This is a genomic window from Nonomuraea sp. ZG12 (genome assembly GCF_052068115.1).
Taxonomy (GTDB): Bacteria; Actinomycetota; Actinomycetes; order Streptosporangiales; family Streptosporangiaceae; genus Nonomuraea.
The window spans coordinates 115,205-135,128 of the sequence record NZ_JBQHCW010000024.1 but is presented as its reverse complement, the minus strand read 5'-3'; the positions used below and the strand labels follow the sequence as shown (position 1 = coordinate 135,128).

The window sequence follows — 19,924 nt, the reverse complement described above, 5'->3', positions numbered from 1 at the left end:
CATAAATGACGGGGTTGTGCATCATGCACTGGCTTTTAACACACTGTTGAGTTCTCAAGAAACGGACGCGTACATCCCCACACCATCTGATCACTCAGACCGAGCAGCGGAGGCGCTCATTTCGTATTTAGATCTTAATGGACCGCTTATTTCCTGTCAAATTCAGCGAACTTGCTGGAAATCGGTCAGCCCATCTAGAATTTCTTGCCCTCGAAACTTACCGTGCCATCCCGTGCCTGTCGAATCAACCGGTTTTTCGGTGATCTGGAGACACCCGAGGCGACTCGTGCCTGAGCGCGCTGAAGCGCCTCAACCGAGTGGTCTGTTCTCAAGGGCCCGCTCTGGGGCCCGTCCGCCTGTCGGCGTCCGGCTCACTCCCGGGGCGAACTAAAAGAATAGGTCGCGATCCCCCAGACGTCAAATCGCCCCCGCACCCGCCCACGGGACGACCCGGCACAGGGACGTACGGCGCCTCAGTCCGTCAGGGTGCGGACCTGCTCCGGCGAGGTGAAGAGCTCCGCCGACATCCCCGCCGCACGCGCCGCGACGACATTGACCTCGTTGTCGTCGAAGAACAGCACGTCCCCTGTGGCCACGCCCAACCGTTCGGCACAGATCTCGTACGCCCGCCGATCCGGCTTGGCCACGCCGATCCGGCACGAATAGGTGAGCGCGGAGAAGCGCCCCAGCCAGTCCCCGTGCCGCGCCTCCCAGATGGGCACCAGCTCCTCGATGATGTTGGACAGCAGCCCGAGCGTCCGCCCCCGGTCGGCCAGTTCGTGCACCACGGCCACCATCTCGGGATCGACGTGGCACCAGCTCTCCAGGTCGGCGTCCATCAGCGCCGGCACATCGGCGAACCGGGTGTCCAGCCGCCCGGCGACGTCCGCCCAGTACAGGGCGCTCTCCTGCCCGGCGTCATAGGCCGGCCTGCATGCCCAGTAGGCCTCCCAGAACGACTCCTCCTGCACCCCGGCCAGATCGACGAGCTGCTGCTTCGCCTCATCTGTCTGCGTACGGGCGATAACACCGTACAAATCGAACACGATTACTTCAGGCATGGTTTCGAGCTTATGCGCGTATTCTGCCCCGGTGACCAGTGCCGCCACGCTTGCCCCACCCATCACCCCAGCCACCCGTCCGTCCAGGTCAAGCCCATGGTGGGCGGCGCTGGCGGCCGGAGCGGTGGCGTTCAGCGGGACGGGAGCCTCCACCCTCAACGGTGACGAAATCGCCACGATCAGCGCGGCCACCCGCTCACTGTCGGGGCTGTGGGAGCTCGCCCAGCACATCGACGGACATTTCCTGCCCTACTACGTGTTCATCCACTTCTGGGCGATGGTCAGCACGGCGGAGCTGTGGTTGCGGCTGCCGTCCGCACTGGCGATCGCGGTGGGCGCGGGGTTTCTCGTCGAGCTGGGGCGGCGGCTGCACAGCACCCGAGCGGGGCTGACGGCGGCCGCGCTGTTCGCCGTACTGCCTTCGGTGTCGTACTACGGGGCCTTCGCGAGGTCGTACTCCTTCGCCGCCGCCGCGGTGGTGTTCTCGTTCTGGGCGCTGCATCGGGCCGTCGAGTCGCCGGCCGCGCGGCGCTGGGTGCTGTACGGGGTGAGTGTGGCGCTGGTGTGCTGCACGCACCTGTTCGCGGTGCTCGTCCTGCCCGCGCAGTTGCTGGCCGCCGCCGTTCTGCTGCCGCGCCGGACGCTGCTGCTGCGGATGCTGCCCGCGCTCGCCGTCGGCGGCCTGCCCGCCCTGGTGCTGGGACTGGTGGGGTACGGCGAGCGGCACGCGATCAGCTGGATCCCGCAGCGCGGTCCCGACGTGCTGCTGAAGTTCCCCAAGATGGCGGCGGGCGCGACCGAGCCCGGGGTGCTGCTGTTCGCGGTGGCGCTGGCCGGGGCGGTGCTGCTGTGGCTCGCGGCGCGCCGTTCACGCGCCGACGGCCGGATCGCGGTGAGCCGGCCGTGGCTGGCGGCGCTGCTGGGCTGGCTGCTCCTGCCGCCGCTGCTGCTGCTCGCGGTCTCGCATCTCGTGACGCCTGTGTACGTGGACCGCTACCTCTTCGTCACCGCTCCGGCACTGGCGCTGCTGGCCGGGCTGACGGTGGCGGGGATGTTCCGCGGCCGCACGGCGGTGATGGCGTGCTGCGCGCTGGTGCTGGTCACCGGTGGCGCCGGGGTGATGCAGCAGTTGGAGGTACGGGAGGTCAACGGGCGCTTCGAGGACATCCCGTGGGCCGTACGGAAGATCGACACCCGGCCGGGGGACGCGATCGTGTTCGGCCAGAGCGCGGTGCGGGCCAGGTTCGACTACTACGGTGACGACTCGATGCCCGACGACGTGCTGCGCGTGGGGTCGGCGCCGGAGCCGGACGGGTTCGGGTTCCCCGAGCGGGACGATGTGGCCGAGGCGCTGGCCGGGCGGGAGCGGGCGTGGGCCGTGTGGCGCGGCGCCAAGTCAGCCGGGCCCCGCTTCGACCGGATCAAGGCACTGCGAAGCGCCGGCTTCACGCAGGAGTCGGCGTGGCACTCGGCGGATCTGCCCGGCCTCACGGTCGCGCTCTACACCCGGCGGTAGCGAGCCCGTACCCGGAAAGCGCTCCGACGACGGCGGGCCCGTGAACGAAAACACCAGCGGCCGCTCAGGAACCCCCGAGCGACAGCGAACGGGCCCTCCCTGTGGGGAGGGCCCGTTCGCGTCGGGCTCAGCCGACCTCGACGCCGCCGATCGACTTCTTACCGCGCCGCAGCACCATGAACCTGCCGTGGAGCAGGTCGTCGGCGGACGGCGTGTGGGTCTCGTCGGTGATCTTGACGTTGTTGAGGTAGGCGCCGCCCTCCTTGACCGCCCGGCGGGCCGCCGACTTCGACTCCACCAGGCCGCTGTCGGCCAGCAGGTCCACGAAGGTCGCGCCGAGTGCGGGGACGGTGGCCTTGGGCACCTCCGCGAGGGCGGCCGCCAGCGTCGAGGCCGGGAGCTCGTCGAGCGAGCCCTGGCCGAACAGCGCCTTGGACGCCGCGACGACCGCGGCCAGCTCGTCGGAGCCGTGCACCATCGTGGTCAGGTCCTCGGCGAGGGTGCGCTGCGCCTCACGGGCGAAGGGCCGGTCGGCGACGGCCTTCTCCAGCGCCTCGATCTCCTCCCGGCCACGGAAGGTGAACACCTTGAGGAAGCGGATCACGTCCCGGTCGTCGGCGTTCAGCCAGTACTGGTAGAACGCGTACGGCGACGTCAGTGCCGGGTCGAGCCAGACGGCGCCACCGGCCGTCTTGCCGAACTTGGTGCCGTCGGCCTTGGTGATCAGGTGGCCGGTCAGGGCGTGCACGTGGACGCCCTCGACCCGCCTGATCAGGTCGACTCCGGCGGTGATGTTGCCCCACTGGTCGGTGCCGCCGACCTGCAGCGTGCAGCCGTGGCGGCGGTAGAGCTCAAGGTAGTCGTTGGACTGCAGGATCTGGTAGCTGAACTCGGTGTAGCTGAGGCCGTCACCGCCGAGCCTGGCGGAGACCGCCTCACGAGCCAGCATCCGGTTGACCGGGAAGTGCTTGCCGATGTCGCGCAGGAAGTCGATGGCGGACATCTCGGCCGTCCAGTCGAGGTTGCTGACCAGCTCCGCCGCGTTGGGCCCGCCCTCGAACGACAGGAACCTCTCCACCTGCACCCGGATCCTGGACACCCACTCGGCCACGACCTCGGAGGTGTTGAGCACCCGCTCGGTGCTGCGGCCGCTGGGGTCGCCGATCAGGCCGGTGGCACCGCCGACCAGGCCGATCGGCCGGTGGCCCGCGCGCTGGAAACGGGTCAGGATCAGCAACGTGGCGAGGTTGCCGACATGCAGCGACGGCGCGGTGGGGTCAAAGCCCGCATAGACCGTGATCGGACCCTTCGACAGCGCCCCCCGCAGGGCGTCGATGTCGGTGGTCTGCGCGGTCACGTCGCGCCATTCGAGCTCATCGAGAATGTCGGTCACGGTGCTGGCTCTCCGCTAGAGGTTGAGTGGTTACAGCGTGCCCGATCGCGCCGCATGACCGCTACTTGGATAGTCTCGATCACCATGTGGAAGGTCCGTCGCGAGCTGGCATTTTTCAAGATCTTAGGGGGTCTGGCGTGCGCCGGGCTCGCCGCCTACTGGTACGTGGACGGTGACGTGCGCGGGGTGATCCTGGCGGTGCCGGCCGCCCTGCTGGTGGGGGCGATGGGGCTGCGCGATCTGCTGGTGCCCGAGCGGCTCTCGGCGGACGAGGACGGCATCACCGTGGTGCACGGCTTCGCCGGCCGGCGGCACGTGCCGTGGGAGGCGATCGAGGACGTCAAGGTGGACGTGCGCAGGAGGTTCGGGCTGCGCAGCGAGATGCTGGAGATCGACACCGGCGACAACCTGCACATCTTCAGCCCTCACGATCTGGGCGCCTCCCCGACCGAGGTGGCCGCGGTGCTGCGCCGGCGCGGCGCGTGAACCTTGTAGGGCGACACGGTCGGGTCGCCCTCGACCCAGAACCGCCAGGGTACGTCCTTGGCCGTCGAGACGCCCGTCCGCGGCCCTGACCTGATCGCGCCGGGCTCCGGCGGGTGGCCTTCGAGCAGGACGACCGAGCCGACCGGCAGGCCGGTCAGCGCGCGCGACCGGCCGTGACCGTCCGCCGGCGAGCCGTCCAGCGACCCGCCCAGCGCCTGCGGGGAGCCCTCCCAGATGGCGTCGAGGCCGTTGTGCTCGCGCAGCAGCCCGAGCGCCACCGCCAGCCGGGCCGGGCCACGGGCCAGGTCCCGGTCGGCCAGCGCCTTGCCGCCCGAGCGGCGCGCGCGGGCCACGCTGCCGCCCGCGATCACCTCGCCGGCCCGCATCAGCACCCCCGACCCGTGGCCCTCGGGCAGGCAGACGACGTTGGCGCAGAAGTGCATGCCGTAGGTGAAGTACACGTACAGGTGGCCGGGCGGGCCGAACATGACCGCGTTGCGCGGCGTCCTGCCCCGGTAGGTGTGGGCCGCCGGATCCTCGCCCGCGCCGCCGTACGCCTCGACCTCGGTGAGTCGTACGGCGACCAGCCCGTCCACGGTGCCGTGCACGAGCACGCGCCCGAGCAGCTCGGGCGCGACCTCGTGCGACGGCCTGTCGAAGAAGGCGCGCGGCAGCGGCGCGGAGCTCAGGAGCCCGCCGCCCATGCCGCCTGGGCGTCGACCGCCTCGCCCAGCGCCACGAGCTGATCGCGGACGCGGTCGGGGGCGGTGCCGCCGGGGGCCTTGCGCGCGGCCAGGGCGCCCGGCACGTTGAGCACGTCGCGGACGTCCGGGGTGAGGTGCGGTGAGACCTTGGCCAGCTCGTCGTCGGTGAGGTCGCCGAGGTCGGAGTCGTTGACCTGGCACCACACCACGAGGTGCCCGACGGCCTCGTGCGCGTCGCGGAACGGCACGCCGCGGCGCACCAGCAGCTCGGCCAGGTCGGTGGCCAGCGCGAAGCCGTCGGGGGCGGACTCCTGCATGCGGGCGGTGTTGACGCGCATGGTGGCGACCAGGCCGGCCACCGCAGGCAGGACCAGCAGCAGCGTGTCGACCGAGTCGAACACGGGCTCCTTGTCCTCCTGCAGGTCGCGGTTGTAGGTGAGCGGCAGGCCCTTGAGCGTGGTCAGCAGCGCCATGAGGTTGCCGATGAGCCGGCCGGACTTGCCGCGGGCCAGCTCGGCGACGTCCGGGTTCTTCTTCTGGGGCATGATCGACGAGCCGGTGGAGTAGGCGTCGTCCATCTCGATCCAGCGGAACTCCTGTGAGGCCCAGAGCACGATCTCCTCGCCCAGCCGCGACAGGTGCATGCCGATCATGGCGGCCGCGAACAGGAACTCGGCGGCGAAGTCACGGTCGGAGACCGCGTCCATCGAGTTGGCCGCCGGCGCCGAGAAGCCGAGCTCCTCGGCCACGGCCTGCGGGTCGAGCGGCAGCGACGAGCCGGCCAGCGCGCCCGCGCCGAGCGGCGAGATCGCCGCGCGCTTGTCCCAGTCGATGAGCCGGTCGATGTCGCGAGTGAAGGCGTGCACGTGCGCGAGCAGCTGGTGACCGAAGGAGACCGGCTGCGCGTGCTGCAGGTGTGTCATGCCGGGCGCGGCGGTCTCGGCGTGCTGCTCGGCCTGGGTCATCAGCGCCGTTTCCAGCTCGACCAGGCGGGAGACGATCGTGCGGGCGTGGTCGCGGAGATAGAGGCGCAGGTCCGTGGCGATCTGGTCGTTGCGGCTGCGGCCCGCGCGCAGCTTGCCGCCGAGCGAGCCGAGCCGCTCCAGCAGGCCGCGCTCCAGGGCGGTGTGCACGTCCTCGTCGGCGACCGTCGGCCGGAACTCCCCCGCCTTGCAGGCGCGTTCGAGGTCGTCGAGCGCGCCGATCATGCGCTCGAGCTCGTCGGCGTCCAGCAACTCCGCCTTGTGCAGCACGCGGGCGTGCGCCCTGGACGCTGCCAGGTCGTACGGCACCAGCCGCCAGTCGAAGTGCACGCTCACCGAAAGGCGGGCCAGCGCGTCGGACGGGCCGCCCTCGAAGCGGCCGCCCCACAGCCGCATCGGCTTGCCATCACTCACCAGTGTCTCCTCAAACTTCCCCACGACGTCCTCCGCGACGATAGTGCAACTCAGCCGTGCTTGGCGTCGCGCGCCGCTGCGATCTTGGATGGCAGGCTGAAGAGCTGCACGAAGCCCTTGGCCAGGGACTGGTCGAAGGTGTCACCGGTGTCGTAGGTGGCGAGCGAGAAGTCGTACAGGGACTGCTCGGAGCGCCGGCCGGTGACGGTGGCCTTGCCGCCGTGCAAGGTCATGCGGATGTCACCCGAAACGTACTTCTGCGCGTCGGCGATCAGCGTGTCGAGGGCGCGCTTGAGCGGCGAGAACCACAGGCCGTCGTAGACGAGCTCGCTCCAGCGCTGGTCGACGCCCCGCTTGAAGCGGGCCAGGTCGCGCTCGACGGTGACGCTCTCCAGCTCCATGTGCGCGGTGATCAGCGCGATGGCGCCGGGCGCCTCGTAGACCTCGCGGGACTTGATGCCGACCAGCCGGTCCTCGACCATGTCGATGCGGCCGACGCCCTGCGCGCCGGCGCGCTTGTTGAGCTCGTCGATGACCTGGTACGGGGTCAGCGGGCGGCCGTCGATCTTGACCGGGACGCCCTGCTCGAAGGTGATGACGAGCTCGTCCGGCTCGCGCGGGACGGCGGGGTCGGCGGTGTAGGAGTAGACGTCCTCGGTGGGGCCGTTCCAGATGTCCTCCAGGAAGCCGGTCTCGACGGCGCGGCCCCACAGGTTCTGGTCGATCGAGAACGGGTTCTTCTTGGTGGTCTCGATCGGCAGGCCCCGCTGCTCGGCGAACTCGATCGCCTTGTCGCGGGTCCAGGCGTAGTCGCGGGCCGGGGCGACGACCTTGAGGTCGGGCGCCAGCGCGGCCAGGCCGGCCTCGAAGCGGACCTGGTCGTTGCCCTTGCCGGTGCAGCCGTGGGAGACGATCGTGCCGCCGAACTGCTTGGCGGCGGTGACCAGGTGCTTGACGATGAGAGGCCGCGACAGCGAGGACAGGAGAGGGTAGCGGTCCATGTAGAGGGCGTTGGCCTGGAGGGCGGGCACGCAGAAGTCCGCGGCGTACTCCTCCTTGGCGTCCACCACGACGGACTCGACCGCGCCGCAGTCCATGGCGCGCTTCTGGATGACCCCCATGTCCTCGCCGCCCTGGCCGAGATCCACCGCGACGGCGACGACCTCGGCGTTCATCTTCTCGGCGAGGAACGGGATGGCGACCGACGTGTCGAGGCCACCCGAGAACGCTAGAACTACTCTCTCCGTCATTTCGTGATCTCCATTACTAAAGTCTGAAATTTCGCCTGTTGTGGGCTAGGTGCGTCGGTCAGCCACCTTCAGCAGGGCCTCGGCCACAGCGTGTCCGCCCTGCGGATCACGGCTGATGACCAGGATCGTGTCGTCGCCCGCGACGGTGCCGAGGATCGACTCCCAGTCGGCGTGGTCGATAGCGGAGGCGAGGAACTGCGCGGCGCCCGGCGGCGTCCTGGCGATCACCAGGTTGGCCGACGCGTCGGCGCTGACCAGCAGCTCCTCCGCGATGCGGTGCAGCCGGGCGGCGGGCGACTCGCCGGTGCCGAGCCGCGCCAGCGGGATCCGGCCGCCGCCCTCGCCGGGCAGCGCGTAGACCAGCGAGCCGTCCTCGGCGCGCAGCTTGAGCGCGCCCAGCTCGTCGAGGTCGCGGGAGAGCGTGGCCTGGGTGACCTCGACGCCGCTCTCGGCGAGCAGCTTGGCCAGCTCGGGCTGGGAGCGTACGGCCTGCCGCTGCAGCAGGTCAGTGATCTTCGCCTGCCGGGCGACCTTGGTCATCGGTACGGTCATGTCCGGCTCACCAGCCAGTGCAGCAGCGCCTTCTGCGCGTGCAGCCGATTCTCCGCCTGGTCCCACACCACACTCCGCGGGCCGTCGAGCACCTCCTCGGTGATCTCGTTGCCACGGTAGGCCGGCAGGCAGTGCAGCACGATCGCGTCGTCCGCGGCGTGCGCCATGAGCTCGGCGTTGACCTGGTAGGGCATGAGCGTCGCCAGTCGCTCCTCCTTGCCGTCCTGGCCCATCGACACCCAGGTGTCGGCGGCCACGACGTGCGCGCCCTGGACCGCGGCCACCGGGTCCGACAGCGAGACCACGGAGCCACCGGTCCGCGCGGCGATGGCCGCCGCCTGGCCGAGGACGACGGCGTCGGGCTGGTACCCGGCCGGGGCGGCGACGCGTACGTGCATCCCCGCCGTGGCGCCGCCGAGCAGGTAGGAGTGGGCCATGTTGTTGGCGCCGTCGCCGACGTAGGTCAGCGTCAGCCCGGCCGTCCTGCCGAGCTTCTCCCGCACCGTCTGCAGGTCGGCGAGGATCTGGCAGGGGTGGAAGTCGTCGGTGAGCGCGTTGACCACGGGCACGGCGGAGTTCGCGGCCATGGTGTCGATCAGCCGCTGGCCGTTGGTGCGCCAGACGATGGCGGCGACCTGCCGGTCGAGCACCCGCGCGAGGTCCTCGACGGGCTCCCCCCGGCCCATCAGCGTCGAGACGCCGTCGACGACCAGCGGCAGGCCGCCGAGCTCGCCGATGCCGACGTGGAAGGAGACGCGGGTCCTGGCCGACGGCTTGTCGAACAGCACCGCGACCGTCTGGGGCCCCTCGAACGGACGGTAGCCGTACCGGTCCTTCTTCATCGCCGCGGCCAGGTCGAGCACCTCGGCCTGCTCGTCGGGCGACAGGTCGTCGTCGCGCAGGAAGTGCCTGGTCATCCGGCCGCCTCCGTGAGGATCCGCGGGAACGCGTCGACGAACGCGTCGATCTCCTCGGCGGTCACGACCAGCGGCGGCGCGAGCCGTACGGCGTCCGGCTGCAGGGCGTTGACGAGGAAGCCGGCGTCGGCGGCGGCCTGCTGCACCTTGCCGGAGACCGGCTCGCGGAGCACGGCGGCCAGCCACAGGCCGCGCCCGCGCACCCCCTTCAGCAGCGGGTGGTCGATCGCCTCCAGCCCGCCGCGCAGCCGCGCGCCGGCCGACCGCACGTGGTCGAGGTCCACATGATCGAGTACGGCCAGCGCGGCGGCGCACGAGACCGGGTTGCCACCGAAGGTGGAGCCGTGGTCGCCCTTGTCGAACAGGGTGCCCGCGTCGCCGAAGCCGATGCAGGCGCCGATCGGCAGGCCGCCGCCCAGCCCCTTGGCCAGGGTGAGGATGTCGGGGGTGAAGCCGTCGGCCTGGTGGGCGAACCAGTGGCCGGTGCGGCCGATGGCCGACTGGATCTCGTCGGCCACGAGCAGGGCGCCGGTGGCGTCGCAGATCTCGCGGGCCGCCGCCAGATAGCCGTCGGGCGGCGGGACCACGCCCGCCTCGCCCTGCGTGGGCTCCAGGAAGACCGCGGCGCAGTCGCCGGTGACGGCCTCCTTGAGCGCGGCCGCGTCACCGTACGGGACGAACCGGACGTCCGTCGGGAACGGGCCGAACTGATCGCGGATCGACGCCTTGCCGGTCAGCGACAGCGCGCCGAGGGTGCGGCCGTGGAATCCGTTCTCGGCGGCGACCAGGTAGGTGCGGCCGGTGCGCCTGGCGTACTTGAGCGCGAGCTTGAGCGCGGCCTCGTTGGCCTCGGTGCCGGAGTTGGCGAAGAAGACGCGGCCGGGCGTGTCCAGCAGGCCCAGCAGCCGCTCGGCGAGCAGCACCTCGGGCTCGTGCAGGAACAGGTTGCTGGTGTGCGCGATGGTCGCCACCTGCTTGGAGACCGCCTCGACCAGCGCCGGGTGGGCGTGGCCGAGCGAGGTGACCGCGATGCCGCCGATGAAGTCGAGATAGGGCTTGCCGTCGACGTCCCACACGCGGGTGCCCTCGCCCTTGGCGAGTGCGACCGGCGGGACGCCGTAGTTGGGCATGAATGCCTGCTCGAACCTTTCGTAGAGGCTCATGAGGGCATCACCATGGTTCCGATTCCTTCGTTGGTGAAGATCTCCAGCAGCAGCGAGTGGGGCACCCGGCCGTCGAGCACGTGCGCCTGCGGGACGCCGCCCTGGACCGCGGTCAGGCAGGCTTCCATCTTGGGCACCATGCCGCTCGACAGGCTCGGGATGAGCCGCTCCAGCTCCGCCGCGTCCAGCTGGTCGATCAGTTCGGTGTTGTCGGGCCAGTTGGCGTACAGGCCCTCGACGTCGGTGAGCACGACCAGCTTCTCCGCGCTCAGCGCCACGGCGAGGGCGGCGGCGGCGGTGTCGGCGTTCACGTTGAAGACCTCCCCGTCGACGCCGCGCGCCACGCTGGAGACCACGGGGATGCGGCCGTCGGCGATCAGGGCCTGGACCGCGCCGGGCTCGACCTTGACGATCTCGCCGACCTGGCCGATGTCGACCGGGCTGCCGTCGACCATCGCGCTCTTGCGCTCGGCGGTGAACAGGTGGGCGTCCTCGCCCGACAGGCCGACCGCGAACGGGCCGTGCCGGTTGACCAGGCCCACGATGTCGCGGTTGACCTGGCCGACCAGCACCATCCTGACGACCTTCATGGCCTCCGGGGTGGTGACGCGCAGCCCGGCGGTGAAGGTCGACTCGATGCCGAGCCGGTCTAGATGCTCGCTGATCTGCGGGCCGCCGCCGTGCACGACGACGGGCCGGAGCCCGGCGTAGCGCAGGAAGACGATGTCCTCGGCGAAGCCCTCCTTGAGCGCCTCGTCGGTCATCGCGTTGCCGCCGTACTTGATCACGATGGTGGCGCCGTGGAAGCGCTCCAGCCAGGGCAGCGCCTCGATCAGCACGCCCGCCTTGGCGTGTGCGGTGCCGGCCCTCATGAGGAGTACGCCGAGTTCTCGTGGACGTAGTCGGCCGTCAGGTCGGTGGTGTGCACGGTCGCGGTGTGCGGCCCGGCCGACAGGTCGACGGTGATGGTCACGTCGCGGGGGCGCATGTCCACCTTGGCGCGGTCGTCGCCGACCGCGCCGGCCCGGCAGATCCAGATGCCGTTGATGGCGACGTTGAGCCGGTCGGGCTCGAACTCGGCGTCGGTGGTGCCGACGGCCGACAGCACGCGGCCCCAGTTGGGGTCCTCGCCGTGGATGGCGCACTTGAGCAGGTTGGAGCGGGCGACCGCCCGGCCCACCTTGACCGCGTCGTCCTCGGACGCGGCGCCGACCACCTCGATGGCGATGGCCTTGGAGGCGCCCTCGGCGTCGACGAGGAGCTGCCTGGCCAGGTCGGCGCAGACCTCGGTGACCTTCTGCTCGAACTCCGAAATATCGGGCTTCGTCCCGGAAGCGCCGCTCGACATCAGCAGGACCGTGTCATTGGTCGACATGCAGCCGTCGGTGTCGAGCCGGTCGAACGTCTGCGCGGTGGCCCTGCGCAGCACCGCGTCGAGCTCCTCGGCGGTGAGGTCGGCGTCGGTGGTGATGACGCTGAGCATGGTGGCCAGGCCGGGGGCGAGCATGCCCGCGCCCTTGGCCATGCCGCCCACCATGTAGCCGTCGCCCCGCTTGAAGGAGATCTTGGACACGGTGTCGGTGGTGCGGATGGCGTCGGCCGCGGCCAGGCCGCCGTCGCGGGAGAGCTGTGCGGCCGCCACCTCCACGCCGGGCAGCAGGTCGTCCATGGGCAGCCGCTCGCCGATCAGGCCGGTCGAGCAGACCGCGATCTCGCCCGCGGAGTCCTCGATGACCTCGGCCACCTTCTCGGCGGTGGCGTGCGTGTCCTGGAAGCCCTCGGGGCCGGTGCAGGCGTTGGCGCCGCCCGAGTTGAGGACGACCGCTCGCAGCCGGCCGCCGCGCAGGACCTGCTGTGACCAGAGCACCGGGGCGGCCTTCACGCGGTTGGCGGTGAAGACTCCGGCGGCCGCGCGGCTCGGACCGTCGTTGACGACGAGGGCCAGATCACGCGAGCCGCCCGCCTTGATGCCGGCGGCGACGCCCGCGGCCCGGAAGCCGAGAGGTGCGGTCACGCTCATACGGCCTCCCTCATCGTCCGCCAGGGTGTCAGCCACCCGTGCTTGCTGGTTGATCGACTGCGCTTGCTCACGGAGCAACTCCTGTCAGGGGGAGGCCGAGCTCTTCCGGCAGGCCGAGGGCGAGGTTGGCGCTCTGGACAGCGCCTCCGGCCGTGCCCTTGGTGAGGTTGTCGATGGCGATGACGGCGACCACGCGGCCGGCGCGCTCGTCGAGCGTCACCTGCACGGCGGCGGTGTTGGCGCCGTAGGTCATCGCGGTGGCGGGCCAGGTGCCTTCGGGCAGCAGGCGCACGAACGGCTCGGCCTTCAGCGCCACTTCGTAGGCGGTCCTGAGCGACTGCTGGGTGAGGCCGGGCTTGGCGGGAGCCGAGCAGGTGGCCAGGATGCCGCGGCTCATCGGGGCCAGGGTCGGGGTGAACGACACCCGCACCGGCACGCCCGCGGCCAGGCTGAGGCCCTGCTCCATCTCCGGCGTGTGGCGGTGCGTCCCGCCCACGCCGTAGGCGCTGACCGAGCCCATGACCTCGCTGCCCAGCAGACTGGGCTTCAGCGACCGCCCGGCGCCGCTGGTGCCGCTGGCGGCCACGACCACCACCTCCGGCTCGGCCAGGCCGTGCGCGAAGGCGGGCAGCAGCGCCAGCAGGACGGAGGTCGGGTAGCAGCCCGGCACCGCGATGCGGGTGGCGGCGCGCAGCACGTCGCGCTGGCCGGGCAGCTCGGGCAGGCCGTAGGGCCAGGTGCCGGCGTGCTCGCCGCCGTAGAACTCCTGCCAGGCGGCGGGGTCGGCGAGCCGGTGATCGGCGCCGCAATCGACGACGAGCGTATCCTTGCCGAGCTGGGCGGCCACCGCCGCCGAGTGGCCGTGCGGCAGGGCCAGGAAGACCACGTCGTGGCCGGCGAGCGCCTCCGCGGTGGTCTCCTGGATGATCCGGTCGGCCAGCTGGGGCAGCTGGGGCTGGTGGGCGCCGAGCGCGCTGCCCGCGCTGGAGGCCGCGGTGAGCGTGCCGATCTCCAGTTCGGGGTGGCTGAGCAGGAGGCGGAGCAACTCGCCACCCGCATAGCCACTGGCGCCGGCGATCGCCGCTCTCATCAGACCTCCTGCATGTTCATGCATCCGTGCTCATGTTCTTGCTTATCGATGATGCCCTCCAGAGGGTGCACATGCAAGCCGATAGCGCCGAGTGTCCAGATGTCGAGACGATGTCCGAGCCCTCATTCCCCCTGCGACCGGCCGTGAGGACGCCTAGCGCTACGTACCTACCGGTCGGTATTGTGATGTATTCGACAGTCGTGACCTGCCGGGAGTACTGCGTAATGACCCTTTCGCACGACGAGGTTCAAGCCAAACTCACCGCCCCGGGCGAGCTTTTCGAGACCGTGGAGCTCGGCGACACCGGAATACGCACGTGGAAACACGCCCCCACCGACCACCGTGCTCTGCTCGACATCAGCAGGTTCCACGGCGACAAGGTCTTCCTGGTCTACGAGGACGAGCACATCACCTTCGAAGACCACTTCCGGCGGGTCGCGGCCCTGGCCGGCCGCCTCATCGAGGACTACGGCGTGAGCAAGGGCGACCGGGTGGCGATCGCCATGCGCAACTATCCGGAATGGTCGATCGCCTTCTCCGCCGTCCTGGTCTGCGGGGCCATCGCCGTGCCGCTCAACGCCTGGTGGACCGAGCCCGAGCTGGCCTACGGGGTGAGCGACTCGGGGGCCAAGGTGCTCATCGCCGACGCCGAGCGCGCCGTCAAGCTGCTGGGGACCGGCGTGCCGCTGATCGTCGTCAGGGGTGAGGCGCCGGAGGGCGCGCGGACCTTCGAGGACGTGCTGGGCGAGGTCACGCCCGAGGCGGCGCTGCCCGTGGTCGACCTCTCCCCCGACGACCCGGCCACCATCTTCTACACCTCGGGCACCACCGGCCACCCCAAGGGCGCGCTCGGCACGCACCGCAATCTGGGCCAGTCGCCGATGACGGTCGCCTACGGCTTGATGCGCGCCGTGACGATGGCGGGCAAGGACTACGCCGCGGCCGCCACCGTGCGCAGGGTGACGCTGCTGACCGTGCCGCTGTTCCACGTCACCGGCTGCTTCTCCGCGCTGACCACCACCATGTTCAGCGGCGGCTGCCTGGTGCTCATGTACAAGTGGGACGCCGGGAAGGCGCTGCGGCTGATCGAGCGGGAGCGGATCACCGCGATGCTCGGGGTGCCGACCAACGCCTGGCAGCTCCTGTCGCACCCGGACTTCGGCTCCTACGACCTGTCGTCGCTGACCACGCTCGGCTACGGCGGCGCCCCCGCGCCGCCCAAGCTCCTGGAGCGCATCACCCAGAACCTGCCCGACCGGGCGCCCTCCAACGGCTACGGCATGACGGAGACGACGGCGCTGGCCATCGGCAACGGCGGCGCGGACTACCACGCCAGACCCGACAGCATCGGCCGCCCCACGGCCGTGGTGGACGTGCGCGTCGTCAGCCCGATGGGCGAGGAGCTGCCCGCCGGCGAGGTGGGCGAGCTGTGCGTGCGCGGCCCGAACGTCATCCGGGGCTACTGGAACAAGCCCCAGGCCACCGCCGAGACGTTCGTGAACGGCTGGCTGCACACCGGCGACCTGGCCAGGATCGACGAGGAGGGCTTCGTCTACATCGTGGACCGGGCCAAGGACATGGTGATCAGGGGTGGCGAGAACGTCTACTGCGCCGAGGTGGAGGCGGCCCTGTTCGAGCACCCGGCGGTGGACGACGTGGCGGTGATCGGCGTACCGCACGACGAGCTCGGCGAGGAGGTGGGCGCGGTGGTCCGGCTGGCGCCTGGCGCCACGGTCACCAAGGAGGAGCTGCGGGCCTTCCTGACCGGCCGGATCGCCCCGTTCAAGATCCCGGCGCACGTCTGGTTCCACGACACCGAGCTGCCGCGCAACCCGGGCGGCAAGATCCTCAAGACGCACCTGCGCAGGCAGATTCTGGGCGGCTGAACGATCGTGACCCGCGCGGCATCCAGATTTTGGGATCCGCGCGGGTTTGCACGTTTCTGGGACTACCTAGGTAATCCGAATATGGGTAGTGACATAGGGATTTATCACCTGCTGCTGGCGTATGGGGGGAGAGATCCTGGTTAACTCGACTGTTTACCTGGATGGGGAGAATGATGTGTCAGCACCACCCGCCGTGTCCGCCTGCGGACGCCCCGAACCATGAGGCCGCCCGGCTCGTCGCGTATCACCCGGAACAGGGCTGGGGGCTGCTCTGCAACGGGGTCGTGTCCTTCGACGACACGGGCGAGCTGCTGCCGGACGGACAGGCCGTGCCCGCCGGCACCGCGGAGGGCGTGGCATGAACCTGCTCGTACAGCGACTGGTGACGGCCATGACCGGGGACCGGACCGGAACGGTCTCCTGGACGTTCCCGCCCACCGCCGTCTCCGTCCGCAGAGCCCGCCACCAGGCTCGCACGCAGCTGGAGCAGTGGGGCTACGGCCGGCACGGCGAGGTCGTCGAGCTGCTCGTCAGTGAGCTGGTGACGAACTCGCTCCGGCACGGCCAGGGGCAGATCCAGGTCACCATGTCCGTCGAGGACGGGGTGTTGCGCTGCGGGGTCGAGGACGAGAGCGACCAGCCGCCGCGCATGCGCGAGTTGAGCTGGGACGCCGAGCGGGGGCGCGGCATGCACCTGGTCGACATGCTGGCCTGCTGCTGGGGCAGCGAGAGCACCCGCCTGGGCAAGGTCGTCTGGTTCCGGCTGGCCGTGCGGGCCGGCGCCACCTGCTGGCAGACCGCTCCCGGCGTGTGCTGATCACTCTTCGGGCCCTCTCCCGGGCCCTTCGTCACGCGATGCCCAAAAGTAGTTGCAGCTCCTTTGACCTGCCGGTACGCATCCTTCTAGAGAACCGGGCATAACCACATAGTCCAGGCATGCCCTCACAAAAGGAGCTGCCTTCCCGGCATGAAGGCATCCATGACTGCGGTGACAGCGAGCTCCACCCGGCGACGCCGGCCGAACGGGCTGCCCGCCGAGGTGAACAGTTTCGTGGGGCGTCGGCACGAGGTGGCCGCCGCCAGGCAGGCCCTCAGCGAGTCACGCTCGGTGACGCTGACCGGCGCGGGCGGGGTCGGCAAGACCCGGCTCGCCCTGCGGGTGGGCGAGGAGGTGGCACGCGCGTTCAGGGACGGCGTGTGGCTGGTGGAGCTGGCAACGCTGGACGGCCCCGGCCTGCTCGCCCAGACCGTGGTCGAGGCCCTGGAGATCCGCGGCTCCTCGGCCTCCGAGCCCCTGCGGGTTCTCACCGACCACCTGCACGACAAGCAGGCCCTGCTGATCCTGGACAACTGCGAGCACCTCGTCGAGGAGTCCGCCGTGCTCGTGGAGAGACTGCTGCGCGCCGCCCCTGAGGTACGCGTCCTCGCCACCAGCCGGCAGGCGCTGGGCATCGCCGGTGAGCAGGCGCTGACCGTACCGACGCTGCCGCTGCCCGCGGACGGCGAGCCCCGCGAGTCGCTCGACGCCCTTCTGCGGTCCGACGCGGTGCGGCTGTTCGCCGAGCGGGCCCGCGCCGTCCTGCCGACCTTCACCGTCACCGAGGAGAACCGGGACGTGGTGGCGGCCATCTGCCGCCACGTCGACGGCCTGCCGCTCGCGATCGAACTGGCGGCCGCCCGGCTGCGGGCGCTGTCGGCGCAGCAGATCCTCGACCTGCTGGACGACCGCTTCCGCCTGCTCACCGCCGGGTCGCCCGCCGTGCTGCCCCGCCATCAGACGCTGCGCGCGCTGATCGACTGGAGTCACGCCCTGTGCTCGGAGCAGGAGCGGCTGCTGTGGGAGCGCGCCGCCGTGTTCACCGACGGCTTCGGGCTGCCGAGCGCCGAGGAGGTGTGCGCGGGTCCGGGAATCGCCCGCGAAGAGGTCGTCGACCTGGTGATCGGCCTGGTGGACAAGTCCATCCTGATCCGGGAGGAGCACCAGCAGGACGTGCGTTACCGGATGCTGGAGACGATCCGCCAGTACGGCCGCGACCGGCTCGCCGCCTCCGGCCAGGAGGACACGCTGCGGCGGCGGCATCGCGACCACTACCGCGCCCTGGCCGCCCGGGTGCGCTCGGAGCTGTTCGGGCCCGCGCAGGTGGCCTGGTTCACCCGGCTCCACCTGGAGCACGCCAACCTGCGCGCCGCGCTGGAGTACTCCTTCGGCGAGCACGGCGAGCACGGCCATCCAGACGACATCGCCGCCGGCATCGAGATGGCCACCGACCTGCTCTACCACTGGATCACCAGCTACTACCTCGGCGAGGGGCGGCGCTGGCTCGACCAGGGGCTGGCCACCTACACCGAGCCGGACGAGATACGCGCCCGCGCGCTGTGGGCCAACAGCTGGCTGGCCATCATCCAGGCCGACATGCCCGCCGCCACGACGATGCTGAAGGAGAGCCGCGGCATCGGCGAACGCCTGCAGAACGAGTCGATCCTCGGCTACGCGGCCCTGTTCTCCGGCATGGTCGCCATGTCCGACGGTCGCGCGGAGACCGCGGTCAAGCTGTACGAGGACGCCCTCGCCAGGCATGCCGACACCCAGGACCCGGTGGGCCGGACGCTGTCGCTGATCCGGCTGTCTCTCGCGCACTCCTTCCTCGGCAACTCCTCGCTGGCCATCTCCCTGGCCGAGGAGTGCATCGCCCTGTGCGACGCCCACGACGAAGGCTGGCATCGCGCGTACACCTCGATGGCGCTGGGCGTGGAGGAGTGGCGGCGGGACAACGTCGAGCGCGCGACCGAGTTGGAGAAGCAGAGTTTGCGCTTCAACGGCTCGCTCGGTGACGCGCTGGGCTCCGGCGTCAACCTGGAGGTGCTGGCGTGGATCGCCGCCGACCAGAAGCGGTATCGGCGGGCGGCCCGGCTGCTGGGGTGTCTCATGACGGTCTGGCGGTCCGTCGGCGCGCCGCTGTCCGGCTACGGGCATCTGGCCGGCTATCACGACGACTGCGAGGCACGTACCCGCAAGGCGCTGGGCGAGCCGGCCTTCACCGCCGCCGTCCGGCGCGGCGCCCGGCTCTCCTACGACGAGGCGCTCGCCTACGGCCTGGAGGAGGACAGGCCCGCGGAGGAGGAGCCCGCCGAGCCCGCGCCGCTCACCCGGCGGGAGACCGAGATCGCGCGGCTGGTCGCCCAGGGGATGACGAACAAGGAGATCGCGGCGTCCCTGGTGATCGCCCAGCGGACGGCGGAAGGCCACATCGAGCATATTCTGACCAAACTCGGCTTCAACTCCCGCTCGCAGATCGCCGTGTGGGTCGGCGAGCAGGCCAGAGCCTCCTCCGAGGCCTGACGACCGCGCGTCAACCGGTCCGTCTGGACCACGTCCTGACCAGCCAGGCCAGCCAGGCAAGCGCCAGGAGGGCGCACCCGCCGGCCGCGATCCGGTAGCCGCCCGCCGCGGCCGTCGCCCGGTCCGCGCCCTCGGCGGCGGTGTAGACCGTGCGGCCGTCGACCACCGCGCCCAGCGCCCTGATCACATACGCGGCGTCGGGGTGGCGGCGGGCCCGCGCGACGGACTCCGCCGCGTCGGCGGCCACGTCGAGCCGCACCCGCGCCCCGTCAGGCACCCCGCCGGTGGGCGGCCGTTCGAGCCGGAAGGTCACGTTGGCCGGATACTCGGCCAGCGTCAGCGCGAACACCACCCTCGTCGAGGTCCGGTTCCCGTTCCCGGCGCTCTCGGTGAAGGCGCGGTAGCCGGCCGCCGTCCCCTCCACCACGCTCCCGGCCCGCGCCAGGGCGCCGGGCTCCCGTCGTGCACCCTGGTCGTTGAGGAACAGCGCCATGCCGGCGAGGATCAGCACGGGGATGATCCGCACCCGCCACCAGGTGATCGACCCCACCGTGTCCTCCCTCGACGCGCCTGCGACCGGACTCTAATCGCCCGGGCCGTTTCTCCTCATCTGAGCTGACCGTCGTCGCAGGTCACCGCCCCTATCAGGGCTCCTCGGAGGATCGGCGTTACCTCCCACGTAATCGCGGCGGCTATGTGCCCGGTGAGACCTTGGCGTTGTCGAAAACGACCTAAGGAGACGTGAAATGAGCACTCCTGCCACCGCCGATCGCACCAGGTTCCTGCGCCTCGTCCTGGCCCTCGACGCCGCCGTCACGGGGGTCAACGGGCTGGCCTACCTCGCGGGCGCCGGTCTCCTCACCGACCTGCTCGGACCCGACGCGGGCCTGCTGCGCGGGCTCGGGATCTTCCTGCTCGGGTACGGCGCGGCGGTCGGCCTGCTGGCCGCTCGCGGCACCGTCAGCAGGGCGGCCACCATGGCGGTCATCGGGGTGAACCTGGCCTGGGCGCTCGGCAGCGTCGCCGCCGTCCTCACCGGGGTGCTGGAGTTCACCACGATCGGGGCGGTCTGGGCCATCGCCCAGGCGCTCGTGGTGGCGGTCTTCGCCGAGCTCCAGATCACCGGCCTGCGCAGGCTGCGCTGACACG

At 70.9% G+C, this 19,924-nt stretch carries 19 protein-coding genes; 7 read left to right on the top strand and 12 right to left on the bottom strand.

The genetic code is table 11. The features are described 5' to 3' along the window. Positions 1-473 precede the first annotated feature (473 nt). Complete coding sequence (locus tag ACTMTF_RS39880) at positions 474-1,061, bottom strand: HAD family hydrolase (RefSeq protein WP_441115300.1); 588 nt, start codon at positions 1,059-1,061, stop codon at positions 474-476. A 31-nt stretch (positions 1,062-1,092) separates the two neighbouring features. On the opposite strand from ACTMTF_RS39880, the gene ACTMTF_RS39875 reads away from it, so the two are divergent. Next, positions 1,093-2,577 carry a glycosyltransferase family 39 protein gene (locus tag ACTMTF_RS39875; protein WP_441115299.1) on the top strand — a complete coding sequence of 495 codons (1,485 nt, stop codon included), beginning with the start codon at positions 1,093-1,095 and terminating at the stop codon, positions 2,575-2,577. A gap of 127 nt (positions 2,578-2,704) precedes the next feature. Here ACTMTF_RS39875 and tyrS read toward each other — a convergent pair whose 3' ends face one another. Continuing rightward, positions 2,705-3,970 (bottom strand): tyrosine--tRNA ligase, encoded by a 1,266-nt coding sequence (gene tyrS / locus ACTMTF_RS39870; RefSeq protein WP_441115298.1) that lies wholly within the window; start codon positions 3,968-3,970, stop codon positions 2,705-2,707. Between the two features lie 84 nt (positions 3,971-4,054). Between tyrS and ACTMTF_RS39865 the strand changes: the two genes are divergently transcribed. Beyond that, entirely contained in the window at positions 4,055-4,456 is a 402-nt protein-coding gene (locus tag ACTMTF_RS39865; protein WP_441115297.1) for a PH domain-containing protein, read from the top strand. Here ACTMTF_RS39865 and ACTMTF_RS39860 read toward each other — a convergent pair. The 9 genes from ACTMTF_RS39860 to argC all read right to left on the bottom strand — a co-directional run bounded on the left by ACTMTF_RS39860 (position 4,396) and on the right by argC (position 13,549). Continuing rightward, the gene (locus ACTMTF_RS39860) at positions 4,396-5,160 is read right to left on the bottom strand and encodes a DNA-3-methyladenine glycosylase (RefSeq protein ID WP_441115296.1); all 765 of its coding nucleotides are present in this window, start codon (positions 5,158-5,160) and stop codon (positions 4,396-4,398) included. The genes ACTMTF_RS39865 and ACTMTF_RS39860 overlap by 61 nt on opposite strands. Continuing rightward, a complete protein-coding gene (argH, locus tag ACTMTF_RS39855; RefSeq protein ID WP_397016892.1) occupies positions 5,142-6,539 on the bottom strand; it encodes an argininosuccinate lyase in 1,398 nt (465 codons plus the stop codon). The genes ACTMTF_RS39860 and argH overlap by 19 nt, the downstream gene beginning before the upstream one ends. 68 nt (positions 6,540-6,607) lie before the next feature. Continuing rightward, positions 6,608-7,807, bottom strand: a complete 1,200-nt coding sequence (locus ACTMTF_RS39850) for an argininosuccinate synthase (protein WP_441115295.1) — start codon at positions 7,805-7,807, stop codon at positions 6,608-6,610. A 45-nt stretch (positions 7,808-7,852) separates the two neighbouring features. Beyond that, positions 7,853-8,359 carry an arginine repressor gene (locus tag ACTMTF_RS39845; RefSeq protein WP_441115294.1) on the bottom strand — a complete coding sequence of 169 codons (507 nt, stop codon included), beginning with the start codon at positions 8,357-8,359 and terminating at the stop codon, positions 7,853-7,855. Further along, positions 8,356-9,276: an ornithine carbamoyltransferase gene (gene argF, locus ACTMTF_RS39840; protein WP_441115293.1), complete on the bottom strand. Its 921-nt coding sequence runs from the start codon at positions 9,274-9,276 to the stop codon at positions 8,356-8,358. Before argF ends, ACTMTF_RS39845 begins: the two co-directional genes overlap by 4 nt. Next, positions 9,273-10,439, bottom strand: a complete 1,167-nt coding sequence (locus tag ACTMTF_RS39835) for an acetylornithine transaminase (RefSeq protein ID WP_441115292.1) — start codon at positions 10,437-10,439, stop codon at positions 9,273-9,275. Before ACTMTF_RS39835 ends, argF begins: the two co-directional genes overlap by 4 nt. Then, complete coding sequence (argB, locus tag ACTMTF_RS39830; RefSeq protein WP_441115291.1) at positions 10,436-11,311, bottom strand: acetylglutamate kinase; 876 nt, start codon at positions 11,309-11,311, stop codon at positions 10,436-10,438. The genes ACTMTF_RS39835 and argB overlap by 4 nt, the downstream gene beginning before the upstream one ends. Further along, a complete protein-coding gene (gene argJ / locus ACTMTF_RS39825) occupies positions 11,308-12,459 on the bottom strand; it encodes a bifunctional glutamate N-acetyltransferase/amino-acid acetyltransferase ArgJ (RefSeq protein WP_397016860.1) in 1,152 nt (383 codons plus the stop codon). The genes argB and argJ overlap by 4 nt, the downstream gene beginning before the upstream one ends. Positions 12,460-12,526: 67 nt before the next feature. Further along, positions 12,527-13,549, bottom strand: a complete 1,023-nt coding sequence (gene argC / locus ACTMTF_RS39820) for an N-acetyl-gamma-glutamyl-phosphate reductase (protein ID WP_441115290.1) — start codon at positions 13,547-13,549, stop codon at positions 12,527-12,529. A 224-nt stretch (positions 13,550-13,773) separates the two neighbouring features. Between argC and ACTMTF_RS39815 the strand changes: the two genes are divergently transcribed. From ACTMTF_RS39815 to ACTMTF_RS39800, 4 genes are all read left to right on the top strand, one after another. Then, positions 13,774-15,435, top strand: a complete 1,662-nt coding sequence (locus ACTMTF_RS39815) for a class I adenylate-forming enzyme family protein (RefSeq protein ID WP_441115289.1) — start codon at positions 13,774-13,776, stop codon at positions 15,433-15,435. 173 nt (positions 15,436-15,608) lie between these two features. Next, on the top strand, positions 15,609-15,797 hold the full coding sequence (locus ACTMTF_RS39810; protein WP_397016890.1) for a DUF5999 family protein: 189 nt from the start codon (positions 15,609-15,611) through the stop codon (positions 15,795-15,797). After that, positions 15,794-16,252 (top strand): ATP-binding protein, encoded by a 459-nt coding sequence (locus tag ACTMTF_RS39805; RefSeq protein WP_441115288.1) that lies wholly within the window; start codon positions 15,794-15,796, stop codon positions 16,250-16,252. Before ACTMTF_RS39810 ends, ACTMTF_RS39805 begins: the two co-directional genes overlap by 4 nt. A 162-nt stretch (positions 16,253-16,414) precedes the next feature. Next, positions 16,415-18,775: an ATP-binding protein gene (locus ACTMTF_RS39800; protein WP_441115287.1), complete on the top strand. Its 2,361-nt coding sequence runs from the start codon at positions 16,415-16,417 to the stop codon at positions 18,773-18,775. 10 nt (positions 18,776-18,785) lie between these two features. On the opposite strand, the gene ACTMTF_RS39795 is transcribed toward ACTMTF_RS39800, so the two are convergent. After that, positions 18,786-19,325 (bottom strand): hypothetical protein, encoded by a 540-nt coding sequence (locus ACTMTF_RS39795; RefSeq protein ID WP_441115286.1) that lies wholly within the window; start codon positions 19,323-19,325, stop codon positions 18,786-18,788. A 196-nt stretch (positions 19,326-19,521) separates the two neighbouring features. Between ACTMTF_RS39795 and ACTMTF_RS39790 the strand changes: the two genes are divergently transcribed. Further along, positions 19,522-19,920, top strand: a complete 399-nt coding sequence (locus ACTMTF_RS39790; RefSeq protein WP_441115285.1) for a hypothetical protein — start codon at positions 19,522-19,524, stop codon at positions 19,918-19,920. The last annotated feature ends 4 nt before the right edge of the window (positions 19,921-19,924 follow it).